At 66.5% G+C, this 20,388-nt stretch carries 13 protein-coding genes and 2 other RNA genes; 12 read left to right on the forward strand and 3 right to left on the reverse strand.

What is annotated here, in order from left to right; translation table 11 throughout:
- Positions 1-66: 66 nt before the first annotated feature.
- The 3 genes from ACCQ05_RS11825 to ACCQ05_RS11835 all read left to right on the forward strand — a co-directional run bounded on the left by ACCQ05_RS11825 (position 67) and on the right by ACCQ05_RS11835 (position 5,491).
- Positions 67-2,538, forward strand: a complete 2,472-nt coding sequence (locus tag ACCQ05_RS11825; RefSeq protein ID WP_372390401.1) for a methyl-accepting chemotaxis protein — start codon at positions 67-69, stop codon at positions 2,536-2,538.
- Between the two features lie 95 nt (positions 2,539-2,633).
- The gene (locus tag ACCQ05_RS11830) at positions 2,634-2,933 is read left to right on the forward strand and encodes a hypothetical protein (protein WP_228964959.1); all 300 of its coding nucleotides are present in this window, start codon (positions 2,634-2,636) and stop codon (positions 2,931-2,933) included.
- Positions 2,934-3,241: 308 nt separating this feature from the next.
- A complete protein-coding gene (locus ACCQ05_RS11835; RefSeq protein ID WP_372390403.1) occupies positions 3,242-5,491 on the forward strand; it encodes a methyl-accepting chemotaxis protein in 2,250 nt (749 codons plus the stop codon).
- Positions 5,492-5,611: 120 nt separating this feature from the next.
- On the opposite strand, the gene ACCQ05_RS11840 is transcribed toward ACCQ05_RS11835, so the two are convergent.
- Positions 5,612-5,688: non-coding RNA, sX9 sRNA (locus tag ACCQ05_RS11840), on the reverse strand.
- Positions 5,689-6,092: 404 nt separating this feature from the next.
- Here ACCQ05_RS11840 and ACCQ05_RS11845 point away from each other — a divergent pair.
- From ACCQ05_RS11845 to ACCQ05_RS11865, 5 genes are all read left to right on the forward strand, one after another.
- On the forward strand, positions 6,093-8,762 hold the full coding sequence (locus ACCQ05_RS11845) for a methyl-accepting chemotaxis protein (RefSeq protein WP_372390405.1): 2,670 nt from the start codon (positions 6,093-6,095) through the stop codon (positions 8,760-8,762).
- 675 nt (positions 8,763-9,437) lie between these two features.
- Complete coding sequence (locus ACCQ05_RS11850; RefSeq protein ID WP_372390406.1) at positions 9,438-10,220, forward strand: flagellar brake protein; 783 nt, start codon at positions 9,438-9,440, stop codon at positions 10,218-10,220.
- A 122-nt stretch (positions 10,221-10,342) separates the two neighbouring features.
- Entirely contained in the window at positions 10,343-10,828 is a 486-nt protein-coding gene (locus tag ACCQ05_RS11855; RefSeq protein ID WP_104540881.1) for a chemotaxis protein CheW, read from the forward strand.
- 307 nt (positions 10,829-11,135) lie between these two features.
- A complete protein-coding gene (locus ACCQ05_RS11860) occupies positions 11,136-11,519 on the forward strand; it encodes a hypothetical protein (RefSeq protein ID WP_003486337.1) in 384 nt (127 codons plus the stop codon).
- Positions 11,520-11,601: 82 nt separating this feature from the next.
- On the forward strand, positions 11,602-13,980 hold the full coding sequence (locus ACCQ05_RS11865) for a methyl-accepting chemotaxis protein (protein ID WP_506191521.1): 2,379 nt from the start codon (positions 11,602-11,604) through the stop codon (positions 13,978-13,980).
- Between the two features lie 4 nt (positions 13,981-13,984).
- Here ACCQ05_RS11865 and ACCQ05_RS11870 read toward each other — a convergent pair.
- A non-coding RNA gene (locus tag ACCQ05_RS11870) (sX9 sRNA) lies at positions 13,985-14,058 on the reverse strand.
- Between the two features lie 279 nt (positions 14,059-14,337).
- Between ACCQ05_RS11870 and ACCQ05_RS11875 the strand changes: the two genes are divergently transcribed.
- Genes ACCQ05_RS11875 through ACCQ05_RS11890 form a run of 4 tightly spaced genes read left to right on the forward strand, consistent with a single transcriptional unit; the run spans position 14,338 to position 19,204 of the window.
- Positions 14,338-15,204 carry a CheR family methyltransferase gene (locus ACCQ05_RS11875; RefSeq protein ID WP_228964932.1) on the forward strand — a complete coding sequence of 289 codons (867 nt, stop codon included), beginning with the start codon at positions 14,338-14,340 and terminating at the stop codon, positions 15,202-15,204.
- Entirely contained in the window at positions 15,201-15,797 is a 597-nt protein-coding gene (cheD, locus tag ACCQ05_RS11880) for a chemoreceptor glutamine deamidase CheD (RefSeq protein ID WP_104588586.1), read from the forward strand. Before ACCQ05_RS11875 ends, cheD begins: the two co-directional genes overlap by 4 nt.
- Complete coding sequence (locus ACCQ05_RS11885) at positions 15,794-16,870, forward strand: protein-glutamate methylesterase/protein-glutamine glutaminase (protein WP_064508754.1); 1,077 nt, start codon at positions 15,794-15,796, stop codon at positions 16,868-16,870. Before cheD ends, ACCQ05_RS11885 begins: the two co-directional genes overlap by 4 nt.
- A 6-nt stretch (positions 16,871-16,876) precedes the next feature.
- Positions 16,877-19,204 carry an EAL domain-containing protein gene (locus ACCQ05_RS11890; RefSeq protein WP_372390410.1) on the forward strand — a complete coding sequence of 776 codons (2,328 nt, stop codon included), beginning with the start codon at positions 16,877-16,879 and terminating at the stop codon, positions 19,202-19,204.
- A 312-nt stretch (positions 19,205-19,516) separates the two neighbouring features.
- Here the strand turns inward: ACCQ05_RS11890 and ACCQ05_RS11895 are convergent, their stop codons facing one another.
- A complete protein-coding gene (locus ACCQ05_RS11895; protein WP_372390416.1) occupies positions 19,517-20,362 on the reverse strand; it encodes an alpha/beta fold hydrolase in 846 nt (281 codons plus the stop codon).
- Positions 20,363-20,388 lie beyond the last annotated feature (26 nt).

Below are 20,388 nucleotides of genomic sequence, written 5' to 3' on the forward strand. Positions count from 1 at the left end.
GTGCCGACCGGCTCAAGGCATACCAGGCATCGGCCGATAGCCAGCGTACGCCCAAGAGACGCCCCGATGACCCTTTCGCCCGCGCTACCGCCGCACTCCGCTCCGTCCGCATCGCTCCGCTGGACCCGCCGCTGGGACGATCTGGGCATCGCCAGAAAGCTCGGCGCGATCGGGGTGCTGGCGCTGGTCGGGCTGGTCATTCCGGTGCTGCTTTACCGCGGCAAGCTCAATGAGAGCGTGGCCATCAGCAGCAACGAGTTGCGCAGCTACGCGCCGCTCGGGCAGATGCTGGGCCTGATCACCGACCTGCACGCAGCCCATGTCGACAGCGGCAGCGCCGCCAACGCGGCGGCGCAGCGTGCCGAACGCGATCTGCAACAGCTGCTTGCCGCCACCGCCGCCCTGCCCGGCTTCGAACGCAGCCAGAAACAACTGCTCGCGTTGCAGCAGCGCCACGTGGCCGGCGTCGCTGCCAAGGACTACGCCGGTGTGAGCGAACAGGCATTCGCCGCGCTCGATGCACTGCGCGACGACAGCCAGCTGGTCTATACGCCCTATATCGAAAGCTACCACCTGGTGGTGGCCACGCTGATCTACAGCCCCGACGCCACCGAGTCGCTGACCCGTCTGGATGCCGCCAGCGACCCGTCGCAGGCCGGCGACAGCCGCGCCATGCTGCGCGAGCAGCTCGGTCAGCTGCAGCGCAATCATGTGCGCTTCCGGCATGAGCTGGACAAGGCCATGGGCCTGCTCGAACAGCCCGACCCCGCGCTGGCCGACGCCGCCACCACCGAAGCGGCGCGCGCGAACGCGGCACTGGCCGCCCTGGGCAGCGCGCTGGAAGGCAGCGACGCGCAGGCCGACACGCAATGGAACGCCGCGCTCGATACGCTGGGCCAGGCCATGCAGGACCTCAGCCGCACATCGCTGCAGGCCTTGCAGCGACAGTCCGAACGTCACCTGGTGGCTGCACGCAATGCGGTCTGGCAGGCGATTGCCGGGCTGTCGCTGCTGGCGGTGCTGATTGCCGCGCTGTGCTGGTACACCTTGTCCAGGCTTACCCGCAATGTGCGCCGTGCCGCCGCGGTGGCCGCCAACATCGCGCAGGGCGACCTGGACGAGCACATTCTTCCGCCGTGCCGCGATGAAACCGGCCAGCTGCTGGACAACATGCGCCAGATGCAGGAACAGCTGCAGCGCGTGCTGGCTGCGCAGAGCGAGATGGCGCAGCGCCACGACGCCGGGCAGATCAGCTTCCGCATGCAGGACGAGCGTTTCCCGGGCGCCTACGCAACCATGGTGCGCGACACCAATGCCCTGGTTGGCTCGCATATCGCCGTGAAGATGCAGCTGGCGCAGATCATGTCGCGCTATGCCATCGGCGACCTGAGCCAAGACATGCAACGCCTGCCCGGCGAAAAGGCCGTGCTCAGCGAGACCATGGACACCGTCAAGGCCAATCTGTCGGCGATGAACAGCGAGATCAAACTGCTCGCGCAGGCCGCGGCCAACGGCGACTTCAGCGTGCGTGGCGATGCGCAGCGCTTCCAGTACGATTTCCGCGCGATGGTGGACAGCCTCAACCACCTGATGTCCACCGCCGATGCCAACCTGCACGCGCTGTCCACGGTGTTGCAGGCGATCGCCGCGGGCGATCTCACCACCCGCATGCAGGGCCAGTTCCATGGCGTGTTTGCGCGCATGCGCGACGACGCCAACGCCACGGTGGCGCAGCTGGCCGATATCGTCGGGCGCATCCAGCAGGCCACCGATGCCATCAACGAGGCAGCCAGCGAAATCGCCTCCGGCAACCAGGATCTGTCGCAGCGCACCGAACAGCAGGCCGCCAATCTGGAAGAAACCGCCGCCTCGATGGAAGAGCTCACCTCCACCGTGCGCAACAACGCCGAGCATGCCCGCCGTGCCAACCAGCTGGTGGTCGGCGCCGCAAGTGTCGCCTCGCAAGGCGGCGAGGTGGTGGGCCAGGTGGTGGGCACCATGGCCGGCATCCAGGCCGCGTCCCGCAAGATCGCCGACATCATCGGCGTGATCGACGGCATCGCCTTCCAGACCAACATCCTGGCGCTGAACGCGGCGGTGGAAGCGGCGCGTGCCGGCGAGCAAGGGCGCGGCTTTGCGGTGGTGGCCTCGGAAGTGCGTACCCTCGCCCAGCGCTCTGCCGCTGCGGCCAAGGAGATCAAGCACCTGATCGACGACTCGGTCAGCCGGGTCGACCACGGCAACCAGCTGGTCGGCCAGGCCGGCCGCACCATGCAGGACATCGTCGATTCGGTGCGCAACGTCACCACCATCATGCAGGAGATCAGCGAGGCCTCGCAGCAGCAATCGCAAGGGATCGAGCAGGTTGGCCAGACCGTGGCGCAGATGGACCAGGCCACCCAGCAAAACGCCGCGCTGGTGGAAGAAGCCACCGCCGCGGCACGTGCGATGGAAGAACAGGCGCAGCAACTGCGCGACGCGGTCTCGGTATTCCAGCTGCAGGCCGCGGCACCGGCCCGCTTCGGCCAGGCCGCCTGATCGCCAGAGCGTCTTGATGAAACCCGTCTGCGGCGCAGCCCGCAGGCGGACAGCGGTGCAGCCGCTGCAACAGGTGGTATGCATCGTCCGTTGCCATGCTGACCGCGCTGCCGCTACGCTACGCATACGGCATTACGGCATGCGGCAAGAGATCCTGCAACACCGATTCCCGCGCCATGCCCGATCCCGACGCCGCGATTGCCATGCAAATCGCACCAGTCGCCCATCGCGAACGCTCTGGCGTATTCACCGCCCTTTCCCGCGCCATGCCCGATCCCGGCGCCGCGATTGCCATGCGAATCGCACCAGTCGCCCATCGCGAACGCTCTGGCGTATTCGCCGCCCTCTCGCATCCCGTCTCGACGCACACGCAGCCGTCACGCCTTGGCACGTGATCGAACAGTGAAGCCCACGATTCCTCGCCGATCGCTGATAGCGCTCCCATAAGGCGTTTGGAGGCACTCGTGCACATCCGCATCACCTCGGTGACGGCCGCCCATACGTGGCCCTGGCAGCAGCGTTCAGCCCGAATCTGCAGCGCCGTTACCGACCACAAGCATGCAGACCCGCCCTGCCATCGCGCCCGGCACATCCATCGGTCGGTGGATGGATCGGCCGGATGCCTGCCCACGGCCGGCTCGACGCGGGGACGACACGGCGCCGATGCATTCCCCCTTTCCACCCCTCGCTCCTGGAGACCAACATGATCGCTCTTCTACAACGGTACAACGTCGGCAAGCGGCTGACCTTCGCCTTCGGCACGCTGATCCTGCTGTCCTGCGGACTGGTCGCCGCCGGCCTGTACACCGTGGCGCAGGCGCGCGAGCGCATCGACACCGTGGTCAATCGCAATATCGCGATCATGCAGCACCTGGAAGACATGACCAACGCCAGCTCCGCCGTTGCCGTGCAGTTGCGCAACATCGTGTTGCCCACCACCCGGGAAGACAATCTGCGCTTTGCCGGCATCATCAAGGACAAGCTCGCGGCCTACGAAGACAGCCGACGCACGCTCTACGTATTTTCCGCATCGCCGGAGGCCGCCGCGCTGCGACAGAAGATCGACCAGGCCAGCGCCGCCGCCAGCAAGCTCAACGCGCAGGTCGCCGATCTCGGCCTGAACGCCAGGGCCGACGAAGCGCTGGCCCTGCTGTTGCAAAAAGCCGCACCGGCCACCGAACAGTGGCAGAACGCCCTGGCCGACTATTCGGCGCTGCAGCGCCGGCGCGCCACCGAAGCCTATGAAGCTGCCACTGCGGCGATGGCGCGCGGCCGTGCCATGTTGATCGGCGGCGGTGTGGCGGTGGTGCTGATCAGCGCCCTGCTCGGCTGGGCGATCACCCGCAGCCTGGTGCGTCCGCTGACCCAGGCAACCCGCGCCGCCGAGGCCATCGCCAACGGCCATCTGGACAACGACGTGCGCACCGATGCCAGCGACGAAACCGGCCGCCTGTTGCAGGCCATGGACAAGATGCAGGACCAGGTACGCACGCTCATCGGCGCGCAGCTGGACATGGCCAAGCGCCACGACGAGGGCCAGATCAGTTTCCGCATGGACGCCAGCGTGTTTCCCGGCGATTTCGGCCGCATGGCACGCGACACCAACGAGCTGGTGGCTGCCCACATCAAGGTGAAGATGCAGACCATCCACCTGGTGGAACGCTACGCCATCGGCGACCTGAGCCAGGACATGCCGCAACTGCCTGGCGAGAAGGCCGCGATCACCACCGCGATGAACCAGGTCAAGCACAACCTGTCCACGATGAATCGCGAAATCAAGCATCTGGCGCAGGCGGCGGCCAATGGCGATTTCAGCGCACGCGGCAACGCCGAGCAGTTCCAGTACGACTTCCGCCTCATGGTCGAAAGCCTCAACCACCTGATGGCCACCGCCGACGGCAACCTCGCCTCGCTCTCCGGCCTGTTGCAGTCGATTGCCGCCGGCGACCTCACCGCGCGCATGAGTGGCCAGTACCAGGGCGTATTTGCGCAGATGCGCGACGACGCCAACGCCACCGCCGAACAGCTGGCCGGCATCGTCGGCCGCATCCAGCAGGCTGCCGACGCGATCGGCCTGGCATCGGGCGAGATCGCCTCCGGCAACCAGGACCTGTCGCAGCGTACCGAGCAGCAGGCCGCCAACCTGGAAGAGACCGCCGCCTCCATGGAGGAGCTCACCTCCACGGTCCGGCAGAACGCCGAACACGCCAGCCAGGCCAACCAACTCGCCATCGGCGCCGCGGCGGTGGCCTCGCAAGGCGGCAACGTGGTGGCCGATGTGGTCGCCACCATGTCCGACATCCAGGCCTCGTCGAAGAAGATCGCCGAGATCATCTCGGTCATCGATGGCATTGCGTTCCAGACCAATATCCTGGCACTGAACGCGGCGGTGGAAGCGGCGCGCGCCGGCGAACAGGGCCGCGGCTTCGCCGTGGTGGCCTCGGAGGTGCGCACGCTGGCCCAGCGCTCGGCCGGCGCCGCCAAGGAGATCAAGCAGCTGATCGACGACTCGGTGGACAAGGTCGCGCAAGGCGCAACCCTGGTCGATCAGGCCGGTACCACCATGGCCGAGATCGTCGCCAGCGTGCAGCGCGTGACCGACATCATGGGCGAGATTTCCTCCGCATCGCAGGAGCAGTACGCCGGTATCGAACAGGTCAACCAGACCGTCACCCAGATGGATGAAACCACCCAGCAGAACGCCGCGCTGGTGGAGGAAGCCACCGCCGCCGCCCGCGCGATGGAAGAGCAGGCGCAGCAACTCACTGCCGCGGTGGCGGTGTTCAAGGTCGATACCCAGGCACCGGTGACACGCCAGCTCGCTGCCATCGCCAGCGCGCCCGGCCATGCGCGCAAGACAACGCGTGCAGCCGCCGCACCGGCAAGCGCACCGCGCCCCGTGGCACGCGCGCCTGTGCCGGCCACCGATGCCGCCGATTGGCAGGAGTTCTGAATCGCGTCCGTGCGCGCCCGGGTTTGCCCGCGGCGCGCAGGCCGTGGGCTTCGATCACCATGCCGCGTTGCCCGGCTGCGTTGCGCAGGCCATGGACGAACCGCAAGGGCAAGCTGGAGCGGCTGACAGAACCTCGCAAGCCATCGTCAGCCGGGCGTGAACGGCGCGCCCGGAACCGCAGTGGACGCGTGTCCCATGCCGCGCCGCAACCGCCTGACGGCTGCGCAGTCGTCCATCGACCGCTCCTGCCGGCGTGCAGGCACCGCGCGTCTCGGAGACGCCCGCCTTGGCGGGCTTGGACCCGCGCTCAATCGATCTCGCCGGACCTCTGGCTTGCAAGAGCAGCGGTTTTTCGTAGCTGCCTACCGAAGGAGCCAGTTGGTGCGCCGCAGGCGCCACAGCTTACCCGCGTCAAACTTCACCTCGAATTTACAAAGGACGTCCTCGGGTCGCCTATCTGGAAACGCTTCCACACGCCCGAAGCTGAACACATCGCACGTTTTCATGCAGATTTGAGCATAAAAGATCAATTTTGAGCATGGGTGGCCGCTAACGCATTCACGCATCCGTAACGCCCTCCCCCGGGCAAGGTCGATCCCTCATGCATTTCTTCAACCGACTGTCCGTCGGCACGCGGCTGTCCGCGCTGCTGACCCTGATCATTGCGATCTCGCTGGGCCTGCTGGCCCTGACCATCTACCGGCAATCGGCCGGCGACATCGAATCGCAGGTCAAGGCCGAACTGCGCTCGAGCACGCGATTGATGCAGCAGTCGGTGGCGATGTACGACGTCACCCTGACCGAGGGCACGCAGCGCCTGGGCAGCGTGTTCGACGACATGCTGCCACGTGGCGCACGCGAACTGGACACCGCCAACACCGTCACCATCGGCGAGCAGAACACGCCGTCGCTGCGCGCAGGCAATCAGGCGCTGAACCTGAACTTCGAGGCGGTGGACCGCTTTGCGCAGGCCACCGGCGGCGTGGCGACCCTCTTCGCGCGCACCGGCGACGACTTCGTGCGTATCACCACCTCGCTGCGCAACAAGCAGAACGAGCGCGTGATCGGCACCCTGCTCGACCGCAAGGGCAAGGCCTATGCCGCGCTGTCCGCAGGCAAGCCCTTCACCGGCCAGGCGCAGCTGTTCGGCGAGCAGTACATGACCCATTACGCCCCGCTGCGCAACGCCGCCGGCGACGTGATCGGCGCCCTGTTCGTGGGCCGCAACTACACCCAAGGCCTGGCAGCGCTCAAGGCGCAGGTGAGCGCGACCAAGCTCGGCCAGGACGGCTATTTCGTCATCGTCGACATGGCCCCCGGCGAGCATTACGGCCAGGTCATCGCCGCTCCGGCGGGAACGCCGGCCAGCCTGTCGGCGCTGGTTCCGGACGATCAACTGGCCACCCTGCAAGCGGTGCTGGACGGCAAGCAGCCCAGCGCCACCCTGCAGTTGCGCGACGCCAAGGGCAGCAGCCAGGCCTTCGAAGTCACCGCCCAGCGCTATGCGCCGTGGCAGTGGGCGGTGATCGGCACCCAGCCGCGCAGCGCCATCGACGGCCCGCTGGACGAGCTGATGGGCAGCATGCTGCTGTTCTCGCTGGTGGTGCTGGCCCTGTGCATCGCGGTGGTGTTCATCGCCGCGCGCAAGATGGTCACCCGCCCGCTGGTGGCGGTGGAACGCGTGCTCGGCGACGTGGCCGCCGGCCGCCTGGACGGTCACATCGAGATCGACCGGCACGACGAGCTTGGCCGCCTGCTGCTCAATGCCCGCACCATGCGCGACGACCTGCGCGCGCGCCTGGAGCGCGATCACCTGATCGCCAGCGAAGCGCTGCGCGTGCGTACCGCGCTGGACGATGTCAGCACCAACGTGATGATCGCCGATGCCGACCGCCGCATCATCTACGCCAACCGCCCGCTACAGCGCAAGCTCACCGACATGCAGGACGCCTTGCGCCAGCACCTGCCGAACTTCGACGCCACCGCATTGAGCGATCTGCGCATCGACCAGTTCCATCGCCATCCGGATCAGGCACGCCTGCTCGAACAACTCGCCGCTGCACACACCGCGCAGATCGAGGTCGGCGGCCGCATCATGCTGGAAATCGTCAGTCCGGTGCTGAGCGCAACCGGCGAACGGATGGGCTACGTGGTCGAATGGAGCGACCGCACCCAGGAAGTGCAGGTCGAAGAGGAAGTCGCACGCGTCGTGCAGGCCGCCGCCGCCGGCAACCTGAGCGAACGGATCGACGTGCAGGACAAGCACGGCTTCCTGCTGCTGCTCGCCGAGCAGCTCAACACGCTGCTGGACAACAACGCCGACGGCCTGTCGCGGGTATCGGCGCTGCTGTCCGCGCTGTCGCAAGGCGATCTCACCGCGCGCATGGAAGGCGACCTGCAGGGCGTGTTCGCCAGTATCCGCGACGACGCCAATGCCACTGCCGACCAGCTGGCCGGCATCGTGCGCCGGATCAAGGATTCCTCGCTGGCGATCAATTCGGCCGCCACCGAAATCGCCACCGGCAACGGCGACCTGTCGCGCCGCACCGAGCAGCAGGCCGCCGCGCTGGAAGAAACCGCAGCCTCGATGGAAGAGCTTACCGCCACCGTCAAGCAGAACGCCGACAATGCCGACCAGGCCAACCGCCTGGTGCTCGACGCCGCCGGGGTCGCCGCCCAGGGTGGCGATGTGGTCGGCCGCGTGGTCACCACCATGGCCGACATCGACACCTCGTCCAAGAAGATCGCCGAGATCATCTCCGTCATCGACGGCATCGCCTTCCAGACCAACATCCTGGCCTTGAACGCGGCGGTGGAAGCGGCGCGTGCCGGCGAACAGGGCCGCGGCTTTGCCGTGGTCGCCAGCGAGGTGCGCAGCCTTGCGCAGCGCTCGGCCGGCGCCGCCAAGGAGATCAAGCACCTGATCGAAGACTCGGTGGCGCGTATCGGCAATGGCGCCGCGCTGGCGTCGGAGGCCGGCAGCACCATGCAGCAGGTGGTGAGCTCGGTGCAGCGCGTCACCGACATCATGGGCGAGATCACCAGCGCCTCGCGCGAGCAGGCCGCCGGCATCACCCAGGTCAACCAGACCGTCACCCAGATGGACGAAACCACTCAGCAGAACGCCGCACTGGTGGAAGAAGCCACCGCCGCCGCACGCGCGATGGAAGACCAGGCCGCGCAGTTGGTGGACGCGGTGGCGGTGTTCCGCCTGGAACAGCAGGACCAGTTGAACACCCTGCTGAGCAACGCCCGCCACGCCTACAGCTGAGACGGCAACCGCGATTGCCTGCAGCGAAATCGCAGCATCGAGGGCGCGGCAAGGACGCCGCACCAGGCAGCTTGCTGGTGGTCTTGCTGAAGAACGAAACTGCCGCCTCGTGCGCTTTGCTGGTTGCTGTGCCGAAACGTTGCGCACCGATCGACTCGACTGGCCCTTGCCCGCCCACCGTCGCGGGACCCTTGGCGGCAAGGATGCCGCTGCGGAGCTTACAAGGACCTACTCGCAGCGTGTCCCGCGATGGTGGGCGGGCAAGGGCCCTGCAGCAAACGCGAAGACCTGGAGTGCGCGGCGCCCTCACCGCTTGCGGGACACGCCGTTAACCCGTCCATGGGGGCTCGATGGCGGCATCCATGCCGCCAACGGTCCCGCAAGCGGCGAGGACACCACGCCAGACAGTTGGCTGATGGTTTTGCTGAAAAACCAGCAAGCCGCGTCCCACGCAACGTAGCAACGTCTATGAGGTCACCGCCTCCAGTGAGTCGTGAGAAAGAGCGCTGTCAGGCCGTTGCGCGCTGGCGGAAACCACAAGGCCAGCTGCGCACACCTATCGGTAGGCAGACGATGTTGGGCGACAGTCCTTAAAGATTTGGGTTTGCCGCCGATATCAAGGCGACGCCGGGACAACCCGCCGGGCGTCATCCCGCTTCCACTGTGCTTGTGCCCATGTCCCAAGGCGATACCTCCGAGCTGGACCACGACGATCACCTTGCCGAAGGTGACGAACGCTATCTGCAGCGCAACAAGCGGCAGATCCGTGGCCTGCTGCGCCAGCTGCTGGACCAGCGCGCCGTGGTCACCATGCACGTTGCCGGCCGCGACATGGCCGTGCCCACCGCCGTGCTGGAGGTGGACGAAGACGACGATTGCGTGATCCTGGACGGCAGCCACAACGACACCTCCAACCGCGCCATCGAAGACGCCAAGTACCTGCTGTGCTATGCGCAGCTGGAGCGGGTCAACATCCGCTTCCGGCTGGAAAAGGCCGAGCGCATCGAGCGCGACATCCACGTGGCCTTCCGCGCCGACCTGCCCGAGGCCATGTACCACATGCAGCGGCGCGAGTCGTACCGGCTGGAAACGCCGATCACCGATTCGCCCATCTGCACCATCCGCCAGGAGGACGCCCAGGGCGGCAATCTCAATCTGCAGCTGCGCGTGATCGATATCAGCAGCGGCGGCCTGGCGGTCTCGCTCACCGCCGGCATGCCCCTGCTGGAACCGCAGCGCACCTACCGCAACTGCACCCTGCAGCTGCCCGACACCGCGCCGATCTCGCTGCCGCTCACCGTGTGCAGCCAGCACAAGCAGACCCTGCCCAACGGCAGCGAAGGTTTTCGCGTGGGCATGCAGTTCAGCGACCTGCCGCGCGGCGCCGACGAAACCATCCAGCGCTACATCTTCCGGGTGGACCGCCAGCGCAACGCACGCAAGAGCGGCGTGTTCTGAACCCGCCAGCACCACCTCCAGCGCATCCCTAAAGTTGCCGGGCGCTGCGCCGATGTTGCTATGGCAACCCTCTTTCAACCCTGTGCCGCACCCGACACTCAGCCGCAACGCCCGGAGTTTCCATGAACGACAAAAGCACGACCACCGGCACCGGTGGTGAATTCCTCAGCTTCGCCCTGGGCGAAGAGCACTACGGCGTGGACATCCTGAAGGTGCAGGAAATCCGCGGCTACGACTCGGTCACCCGCCTGCCGGACGCGCCGGACTACATCAAGGGTGTGATCAACCTGCGCGGCACCATCGTGCCGGTGATCGACCTGCGCCTGAAGCTGCGCCTGAAGGAAGCGCGCTACGACGCCTTCACCGTGATGATCGTGCTCAATGTCGAAGACCGCGTGGTCGGTATCGTGGTGGACAGCGTCTCGGACGTGATCCCGCTCAACGACGACCAGATCCGTCCGACCCCCGAGTTCGGCGCCTCGGTCGATACCCGCTTCATTTCCGGCATCGGCACCCAGGACGACCGCATGCTGATCCTGCTGGACATCGAGACCCTGCTGGACAGCACCGAACTGGGCCACCAGCAGCTGACCGAAGAAGCCGCCTGATTCGACGCGGCACTGCGGTCTGCGCGGCCGTCAGAGGGGCGACGGGGGCGTCGGGGGTGCGATGCGGCGGGTGCGCATCGCAAGCCGGCGGTCCCGTCCCCACCTGACGGCCGCAGCCATGTACGGGCCAGCGAAGTTGCGACCATCGGGTGTCAGGAGCTTCCCGACACGCGACGCACTGCCGAATCGAAGTGCGATGAGATTCACGCTTTTTGCATTCAAGTTGAACCAGAGCTCGCCGATAGCTGAATGGAAGCCCGCGCACACAAACGGGTCACCGTTCGACTTTCGATTCTGGAGAATCCACATGAAGTTCCTGCTCTCGCTCCTCCCCGTCGCTGCTCTCGTGATCGTTGCTCCCACGCTGTCGGCCCAGTCGCAGGAAATGATTCCGCCGGAGATGGCCACCCGTTTCGTCGGCAAGGACGGCATGGTGTGCGGCAAGGTCGAAAAAGCCAAGTACGCACAGAGCTCGGAGGGTGAGCCCACCTTCCTGTACATGGGCGGCATGTTCCCGCGCCACACCTTCTCGGCCCGCATCGACGGCGCCAACCGCGGCAAGTTCAGCTTTGCCCCGGAAACCCTGGAAGGCAAGGACGTCTGCGTCCTGGGCAAGATCCAGCGCGACAGTTCGCGTGCCGAAATCGAAGTCAGCTCGCCGGCCAGCCTGAAGCTCGCCACCATCAAGTAATCGCACCGCACATCGCCACGCCCACGCGTGGCGATGTGCTGTCTGGATTATGCGGACTGACTTCTACGGGGGAATCGTGTCAATGCAATGGATCAATAACCTGAAATTGATGCCGCGGCTGATGCTGGCGTTCGGCATCGTGCTGCTGATGATGCTGGTACAGGGGATCATCGCCTACTCAGGCCTGGCATCGCTCAACAACGTCACCAGCGACCTGGCCGGCAACACCATGTCCAGCGTGCGCGAGGCCGGCGACCTGCGCGGCATGCTCGGCGAATACCGGAATGCGTCTTACCAAAACCTGGTACGCGCCAGCGATGCGGTCAAGCAGGAAGCCAAGGCCCGTGCCAAGAAACTCAATGGCGAGATCGAAGCCACGATCAAGGGCTACCCCCGCCTGATCGAGACCCCGCAACAGAAGAAGCTGTTCGACGTGTTCGTGGCTGACTGGAAGAAGGCCTCGGCCTCCTATGCCAGCGTCGACGAGATGATCGAACTCAACCTCCCCGACGACGCCGTCGACACCTTCGTCGGTGAGACGCGCACCCTGCACGACAAGGCCAAGGGTTCGCTGGCGGCGTTGATCGCCGAAGACAACCTGCTCGCGCAGGCTGCCAAGACCAAGGCCGAGAAGGTCCACGCCACGTCCGTTTCGCTGACCGTGATGGTGCTGCTGATCGGCATCGCCGGCGGCCTCGGCCTGGCCTTCCTGTTCGCCCGTTCCATCGTCAAGAGCATGCGCGGCGCGGTCACCACCGCCACCGAAATCGCCGGCGGCAGGCTGGATGGACAGATCAACGTGCAGGGCCAGGACGAGGTGGGCGAACTGATGCGCTCCATGCAGCGCATGCAGCGCGACCTGAAGGAGCGCATCGAACGCGATCGCACCATCGCCGACGAGAACCTGCGCATCCGTACCGCGCTGGACAAGTCCTCCACCGGCACCTTCATCACCGACCCCGAGCGGGTCATCATCTACGCCAACGACGCCTTCAAGAAGATCGTGGCGCAGTACGAAAGCAGCATCCGCCTGGCATCGCCGGAGTTCGATGCGAGCAAGATCATCGGCCAGCACATCAGCTACCTGGGCCTGTCCGATGCCACCGTGCGCAAGGCCATTGCCGCACTGGAACGCGATGGCGTCACCAGCTTCGAAGAGCGCTTCGGTGAAGTGGTGCTGGCGCAGACCGTCACCGGCATCAAGAACGAGGAAGGGCAAACCACCGGCGAAGTCTGCGAGTGGCGCGACCGCACCATCGAAGTGCAGGTCGAAGAGGAAGTCGCCCGTATCGTGCGCGCCGCCGCCAGCGGCGACATGAGTGGCCGGGTAGAAACCGACGGCAAGCAGGGCTTCTTCCTGCAGCTGGCGCAGCAGCTCAACGGCTTGCTGGACGCCAACGCCGCCAGCATCGAGCAGATCTCCGCGCTGTTGTCGGCGCTGTCGCGCGGCGACCTGACCGTGCGCATGCACGGGCAGTTCAGCGGCGTATTCGCGCAGATGCGCGACGATGCCAATGCCACCGCCGAGCAGCTGGCCGACATCGTCGGGCGCATCAAGTCCTCGTCCACCGCCATCAATGCGGCGGCCGGCGAGATCGCCTCCGGCAATACCGACCTGTCGCATCGCACCGAACAGCAGGCCGCCAACCTGGAAGAGACAGCCGCCTCGATGGAGGAACTCACCTCCACCGTCAAGCAGAATGCCGAGAGCGCGCGTCAGGCCAATCAGCTGGCCATCGGCGCCACCGGCGTGGCCTCGCAGGGCGGTGAAGTGGTGTCGCAGGTGGTCACCACCATGTCCGGCATCGAGGCTTCGTCCAAGAAGATCGCCGACATCATCAGCGTCATCGACGGCATCGCCTTCCAGACCAACATCCTGGCCTTGAATGCCGCAGTGGAAGCGGCGCGTGCCGGCGAGCAGGGTCGCGGCTTCGCCGTGGTCGCCTCGGAAGTGCGCACGCTGGCGCAGCGCTCGGCCGGTGCGGCCAAGGAGATCAAGGGCCTGATCGACGACTCCGTGCACAAGGTGGCCGAAGGTTCGGCGCTGGTGCGCAAGGCCGGCGCCACCATGGCCGACATCGTGGCCAGCGTGCAGCGCGTGACCGACATCATGGGCGAGATCTCCGCCGCCTCGCAGGAACAGTCTGCCGGCATCGAGCAGGTCAACCAGACCATCACCCAGATGGACGAAACCACCCAGCAGAACGCCGCGCTGGTGGAAGAAGCCACCGCCGCTGCCCGCTCGATGGAAGAACAGGCCGGCCACCTGGCCGAGGCGGTGTCGGTGTTCAAGCTGGACGAATCGGCCGCCCTCGCCAGCCAGGCACGCCTGCGCCCGGTGGCCTCGCGTCCGGTAGCGGTGCGGACCGCCGCCAAGCCGGCGGTCCGCACCGCGGCCAGCCCACAGCGCCCAGCCAAGTCGCAGGCCGCGCTGGCCGACGGAAACTGGCAGGAGTTCTGAGAGCGGCCAACAAAACGTAGCGAGCGCTCGTCAGGTGGGTGCGGACGGCACGGAGGAACCGCAGGGTACGCGTGGTATACGCCGCACCGAGCACCGACCGCGCCCGCCTGGCGGCCGCGCAGTCGTTCTGCTAGCTGCTCTGAGTCACCGCTGTTACCCGCAACGCCACGGCCCTGCCGGGGCGTTGCGTTTTTGGCTGTTGCGATTCGCACTTTCCTGCTGTGACGCAGCACGGTACGCAGGTCCCGGCACGGCGTCGTCCACGCAACGGCATGGAGCAGCCGCCACCGATCGACGGATTTGGCGCTTCAGTTGCGCGGCCCCATGGCCGATATCCAGTCATAGCTAACAACGCGTATGGATATGACGACTACCACTCCCGCTTCTGACACACGCGAATTCGATTTCGGCGACCGCGACTTCAAGCGCGTCTGCGACCTCATCTATCAGCGTGTCGGCATCGCCCTGGCTCCGGCCAAGCGCGACATGGTGTATGGCCGGCTGTCGCGTCGTCTGCGCGTGCTTGGCCTGCGCTCGTTCCGCGAGTACCTGGACCAACTGGAAGCCGGCAACGACGAGGAGGAATGGCAGGCGTTCACCAACGCGCTGACCACCAACCTGACCTCGTTCTTCCGCGAACCGCACCATTTCGACAAGCTGCGCGAAGAACTGCAAAAGCGCGCGGCGCAGGCGCCGCTGAAGATCTGGTCGTGCGCCGCCTCCACCGGCGAGGAGCCCTACTCCATCGCCATCACCGCCTGCGAAGCCTTTGGCACGCTGACCCCGCCGGTGAGCATTGTCGCCACCGACGTGGACACCCAGGTACTGGAAACCGCCTCGCGCGGCGTCTACGCCATCGACCGTGTCGCATCGCTGGACGCGTCGATCAAGCGCAAATATTTCCAGCGCGGCAGCGGCCCCAACGAGGGCAAGTGCCGGGTGATCCCGGCATTGCGCCAGCTCATCGAGTACCGTCAATTGAATCTGCTGGCGCCGCGCTACGACGTCGGCGGCCCGTACGCGGCGCTGTTCTGCCGCAACGTGATGATCTATTTCGACAAGCCCACCCAACGCGGCATCCTGTCGCGACTGGTCACCCATATGGGCGACGACGGCCTGCTCTACACCGGCCACTCGGAGAACTACCTGCACGCGGCCGACCTGATCCAGCCGTGCGGGCGCACGCTGTATCGGCGCGCAGCCCGCGCAGGAGCACCTGCATGAGTACCGCCGTGCAAGTCGACGACGTCATGCGCTACCGCGATTCGCGGTTCCAGACCATCACCGCCAAGCTGTTGCCCACCCAGTACCTGGTGGTGGACGACGACACCGCGTTGACGACCACCCTGGGATCGTGCGTTGCAGCCTGCCTGCGCGACCCGGTGCTCAAGATCGGCGGCATGAACCACTTCCTGTTGCCGGAAGGCCAGGTCGGCGATGGCGCACCCGCGCGCTACGGCAGCTACGCGATGGAGGTGCTGATCAACGACATGCTCAAGCGCGGCGCGCATCGCAAACGCATCGAAGCCAAGGTCTTCGGCGGCGCCAACGTGCTCAAGGGCTTCACCAGCAATCCGGTCGGCACCCGCAACGCAGAATTCGTGCGCCAGTACCTGCAGGCCGAGCACATCCCCATCATTGCCGAAGATCTGTGCGGCATCCATCCGCGCAAGGTGTGGTTCTTCCCGACGACCGGCCGGGTGGTCGTGCAGCGTCTGCCGCACGCACACGAAGCCGAAGTCGCCGCTGCCGAATCGGCCGTGCGCGCCCGTCTATCCAAAGCACCGGTCACCGGTGGAGTGGAGTTGTTCGAATGACGCTGGAAACTCCTGTGCGTGTGTTGATCGTCGACGACTCGGCGGTCGTGCGTCAGATGCTCACCGAAATCCTCTCGCGCGACGCCGGCATCGAAGTGGTCGGCTCCGCCGCCGATCCGTTGCTCGCGCGCGAAAAGATCAAGCGCCTCAATCCGGACGTGATCACGCTGGATGTGGAAATGCCGCGCATGGACGGCCTGGTGTTCCTGGAAAACCTGATGCGCCTGCGCCCCACCCCGGTGGTGATGATTTCATCGCTGACCGAACGCGGCGCAGACACCACCTTGCAGGCGCTGTCGCTGGGCGCGGTGGATTTCGTCTCCAAGCCCAAGATCGATGTCGCGCGCGGGCTGGAAGGCTACGCAGAAGAGATCGTCAGCAAGGTCAAGATGGCCGCCAAGGCCAAGGTCAGCGCCCTGCACCGCCCCAGCACGCCCAAGGTCACCCTGGACATGCAGTCCGCGCCGGTGCCGGGCAGCGCGCTGCGCTTTCGCACCACCGACCGTCTGATCGCCATCGGCGCTTCCGCCGGCGGCACCGAAGCGCTGCGCGTGGTGCTCGAACACATGCCTGCCGACGCGCCGGCGGTGGTGATGACCCAGCACCTGCCGGCCAGCTTCAGTACCGCCTTCGCCGAACGCCTCAACCGCCACTCGGCGATGTCGGTGCGCGAGGCCAGCGATGGCGAAGCCATCCTGCCCGGCCATGCCTACCTGCCGCCGGGTGGCCAACACCTGCGCATCATCCGCGACGGTGCGCGCTGGCGCTGCCGCATCGACGACGGCCCGCCGGTCAATCGCCACAAGCCGGCGGTGGACGTGCTGTTCCGTTCGGTGGCCGCCAACGCCGGCCCGAATGCGGTCGGCGCCATCCTCACCGGCATGGGCGACGACGGTGCGCGCGGCCTGCTGGAAATGCTGCAGGCCGGTGCCCCCACGCTGGTGCAGGACGAAGCCAGCAGCGTGGTCTGGGGCATGCCCGGCGCCGCCTACAAACTCGGCGCTGCGCAGGAAGTGGTGCCGCTGGATCGCGTGGCCGAGCGCCTGATCGCCTTGTCGGCCCAGGCGCGCTGATCGCCCATGCCAGCGCTCCCCCCGCACCCGAACGACCCGGCGGAGGCACTTGGCGCTGTCGATGCCGCGCCGCTCGTCGTTGCGGCGGGCGCGGCCGGGCGCACCGCCGAGGGTGTGGCCATCGTGGCTGGCCCGCTCACCGCCGGCATGCGCATGCAGGGCGAAAGCCCGCAGGACAGGCGTTCGCGGCTGCTGGCCGAAGCCCTGGACGGCAGCAGCAGTGCCATCCTGATCTGCGACCTGCAATCGCGCCTGCTGTACGCCAACGATGGCTTCCAGCGCATGTTCGGCTATACCGAGGCCGAACTGGTGGGCCAGCGTCCCTCCGACGTGCTGACCCGCGCGCAGAGCGACCAGATCGAAGTCGCACGCATCCGCGAGCGCGCCGATGCCCTGCAGCACACCCGCGCCGATCTACTGGTGTATCGCAAGGACGGCTCGCCGCTGTGGATCTCGCTCAATTTCAATCCGATCTACGACGCCCGGCATCACCCGTCGCATTACGTTGCGGTGCTGACCGACATCACCGATACCAAGATGCACGAGGTGCTGCAGCACCGCGTGCTCGAAGCCCTGGTGCAGGAACGCCCGCTGATCGAAGTGATGACGCTGATCTGCAGCGAAGTGGAGCGCATCGCACCGGATGTGCTTGCCACGGTGATGAGCGCCGACAACCAGGGCTGCCTGCATTCCCTGGCCGCGCCCAGCCTGCCGCCCGAATACGCCGATGCGGTCAACGGCCTGAAGATCGCTCCGGGTGCCGGCGCCTGCGGCACCGCAGCCTGGCGCGGACGACCGGTGATGGTGGAAGACATCGCCACCGACCCGTTGTTCGCGCAATACCGCGATCTCTTGCTGCCGATGGGCCTGCACGCCTGCTGGAGCGCCCCGATCCGTTCCAACAGCGCACGCGTGCTGGGCACCTTCGCGCTGTATTACCGCAAGCCGCAACGCGCCGACGCCTGGCATGTCCGGTTGACCGAACTGTGCCAGCAGCTGTGCACGCTGGCGCTGGAGCGCGAGCAGATCCGCCAGCGCGTGCACCAGCTCGCCTTCTACGATGCATTGACCGGCCTGCCGAACCGCATCATGTTCAGCGCACGCGCCGAGCAGGCGCTGACCCAGGCCGAATATGCCGGCGAGCCGGCGGCACTGATGTTCATCAACATCGACCGCTTCAAGCTGATCAACGACAGCCAGGGACATGCTGCCGGCGATGGCCTGCTGCGCGACATCGCGCTGCGCGTCACCGACCAGCTGGCGGCCACCGCCATGCTGGCGCGCGTGGCCGGCGACGAATTCGCCCTGGCATTGCCGCACTGCAGTGCCGAGCAGGCCAGCGCCGCGGCCGAGCGCGTGCTCGGCACCATCGCCAGCCCGCTGACCGTGGGCCACATGACGGTGCACTCGTCGGCCAGCATCGGCGTGGCGATGTTTCCCGAGGACGGGCGCGACATCAACATCCTGCTGCGGCACGCCGACCTGGCGATGAATCGTGCCAAGAAGGAAGGCGGCGGCCGCTTCCGCTTTTTCAGTTCCGATATGAACCGCATGGCGCAGGAGCGCGTGGCGCTGGAGGCCGAGCTGCGCCAAGCCATTGGCCGCGACCAGCTGCAGTTGCACTACCAGCCGCAGATGCACAGCGCCGCGCCGCATGCCTTGTATGGCGTGGAAGCGCTGCTGCGCTGGAATCATCCGCAACTGGGCGCAGTGTCGCCGGCGCGGTTTCTGCCGGTGGCCGAAGAGCAAGGCATGATGCCGCAGCTCAACGCCTGGGTGCTGCGGCGTGCCTGCGAACAGGTCGCCGACTGGCGCCGGCGCGGCGTGCCGGTGGCGCGCGTGTCGGTGAACCTGTCGGCCAGCGGCTTCGAAAGCCCGCGCATGCTTCCGGACCTGCTCCAGCTGATCGCCGAACTCGGCGTGCAGCCGTCCGACCTCACCCTGGAACTGACCGAAAGCGTGATGCTCTCCGGCCAGCCGGGCGTGCTGGAAAACCTGCATGCCATTCGCGAGGCCGGCATTTCGTTGTCGCTGGACGACTTCGGCACCGGCTATTCCAGCCTCAGCCATCTGCACCGCCTGCCGATCGACGAACTCAAGCTGGACATGAGCTTCGTGCGCGACATCGAACATAGCGAAGACGCGCGCGCGCTCACCACTTCGGTGCTGCGCATCGGCGAACACCTGCGCAAGCACGTGGTGGCCGAAGGCGTCGAGAACGAGGCCCAGCGTCTGTTCCTGGCCGACCTGGGTTGCGAGGTGCTGCAGGGCTACCTGTTCTCGCGCCCCCTGCCGGCCCCGGCACTGGAAGCCTGGCTGGGCGCGCAGTCTTAGAGGATTGCCGCCCTGGCGAGGGGTGGTACTCAAGTCACCCATACCCTCATCCGGCGCTACGCGCCGCCTTTTCCCAATGGTTGCGAAAGCGCGCAAGCTCTTCCCTGCGAGAGAGCGCTTTAAGCCCCTCTCCCTGCGGGAGAGGGGTTGGGGTGAGGGTACGGAGGCGAAGCCACTCACAAGTCAAATACACGTGGCTGCGCCAGTACGCTCATCCGCCCCTGCGATGAACCTTCTCCTCGATAAAGGAGGACAGTGAGGAGTTGAGAAGGAACCACGCGCCTCATCCCACGTCAGATGAGGCCATTGCCCTCATCCCGCACGCAAAAGCTCCACCTCGGTCTCCCCCACCGTCCGCTTCAACCAGCCCAGCAACTGCGCGTTGACGAAGGCCGGGTTCTCCAGCGAAGCGATATGGCCTGCGTCCGGAATCAGCTCGTAATCGCAGCAGATCGCCTCGGCCATCATCCACACCTCTTCCGGCGGGCGCGGAATGTCCTCGGCGCCGCCGAGCAGGAAGGTGTTGGCCGGATCCAGTGCTGACAGGGCGTCCAGCCGATCGGCACGGCCGAAGATCAGCCGACCCAGCGGCACGATGGATGCGCGCAACTGCTCGGCCGACAGCGCCGCCAGACGTTGCGCGAAGGCCGCCGGCAATGCCGAGCTCAGATCGATGCCCGGGCGGAAGAAGATCGGCACGATCGCCTCGATCAGCGCAGGCGTCACCTGCCCTGCCGCTTCGATCGCATCGAGCAGGCCGAAGTAGCGCGTCCGCGTGGCCTGCGGCTCGGCGCCCAGGAAGGTATCCATCAACACCAGGCTGCGCACGCGCTCCGGCGCCATCAGGGCAAGCTCGGCGCCCCACATGCCGCCCACCGACAGGCCCACCACCGCGCACTGCGGCACCTCCAGCATGTCCAGCAGGGCCAGCATCTGCCGGGCAAGATCGCCGATCTGCTGCGTGCCGTGCGGCAACGGACCCGACTGCCCATGCCCCCAGAGTTCGGGAACGATGACCTGGTAGTGCCGCGACAGGGCTTGGATCTGCGGCTCCCACATGGCCGCGTCCCAGAGGTAACTGTGCCCGAGCAGCACCGGAAAGCCCTGGCCGTGTTGGGTGTAGTGCAATGTCTGACCAGCGATGGTGCAAGTGGGCATGAAGGGCAAACCTGGTAAGTGGGAGA

Source organism: Xanthomonas sp. NCPPB 3582 (assembly GCF_041475735.2).
Classification (GTDB): domain Bacteria; phylum Pseudomonadota; class Gammaproteobacteria; order Xanthomonadales; family Xanthomonadaceae; genus Xanthomonas; species Xanthomonas codiaei.

Excerpts from the sequence above, each read along its gene's own strand:
- ACCQ05_RS11825 (WP_372390401.1), top strand. The coding sequence starts at position 67 with ATGACCCTTTCGCCCGCGCTACCGCCGCACTCCGCTCCGTCCGCATCG.
- ACCQ05_RS11830 (WP_228964959.1), top strand. The coding sequence starts at position 2,634 with ATGCTGACCGCGCTGCCGCTACGCTACGCATACGGCATTACGGCATGC.
- ACCQ05_RS11835 (WP_372390403.1), top strand. The coding sequence starts at position 3,242 with ATGATCGCTCTTCTACAACGGTACAACGTCGGCAAGCGGCTGACCTTC.
- ACCQ05_RS11845 (WP_372390405.1), top strand. The coding sequence starts at position 6,093 with ATGCATTTCTTCAACCGACTGTCCGTCGGCACGCGGCTGTCCGCGCTG.
- ACCQ05_RS11850 (WP_372390406.1), top strand. The coding sequence starts at position 9,438 with ATGTCCCAAGGCGATACCTCCGAGCTGGACCACGACGATCACCTTGCC.
- ACCQ05_RS11855 (WP_104540881.1), top strand. The coding sequence starts at position 10,343 with ATGAACGACAAAAGCACGACCACCGGCACCGGTGGTGAATTCCTCAGC.
- ACCQ05_RS11860 (WP_003486337.1), top strand. The coding sequence starts at position 11,136 with ATGAAGTTCCTGCTCTCGCTCCTCCCCGTCGCTGCTCTCGTGATCGTT.
- ACCQ05_RS11865 (WP_506191521.1), top strand. The coding sequence starts at position 11,602 with ATGCAATGGATCAATAACCTGAAATTGATGCCGCGGCTGATGCTGGCG.
- ACCQ05_RS11875 (WP_228964932.1), top strand. The coding sequence starts at position 14,338 with ATGGATATGACGACTACCACTCCCGCTTCTGACACACGCGAATTCGAT.
- cheD (WP_104588586.1), top strand. The coding sequence starts at position 15,201 with ATGAGTACCGCCGTGCAAGTCGACGACGTCATGCGCTACCGCGATTCG.
- ACCQ05_RS11885 (WP_064508754.1), top strand. The coding sequence starts at position 15,794 with ATGACGCTGGAAACTCCTGTGCGTGTGTTGATCGTCGACGACTCGGCG.
- ACCQ05_RS11890 (WP_372390410.1), top strand. The coding sequence starts at position 16,877 with ATGCCAGCGCTCCCCCCGCACCCGAACGACCCGGCGGAGGCACTTGGC.
- ACCQ05_RS11895 (WP_372390416.1), bottom strand. The coding sequence starts at position 20,362 with ATGCCCACTTGCACCATCGCTGGTCAGACATTGCACTACACCCAACAC.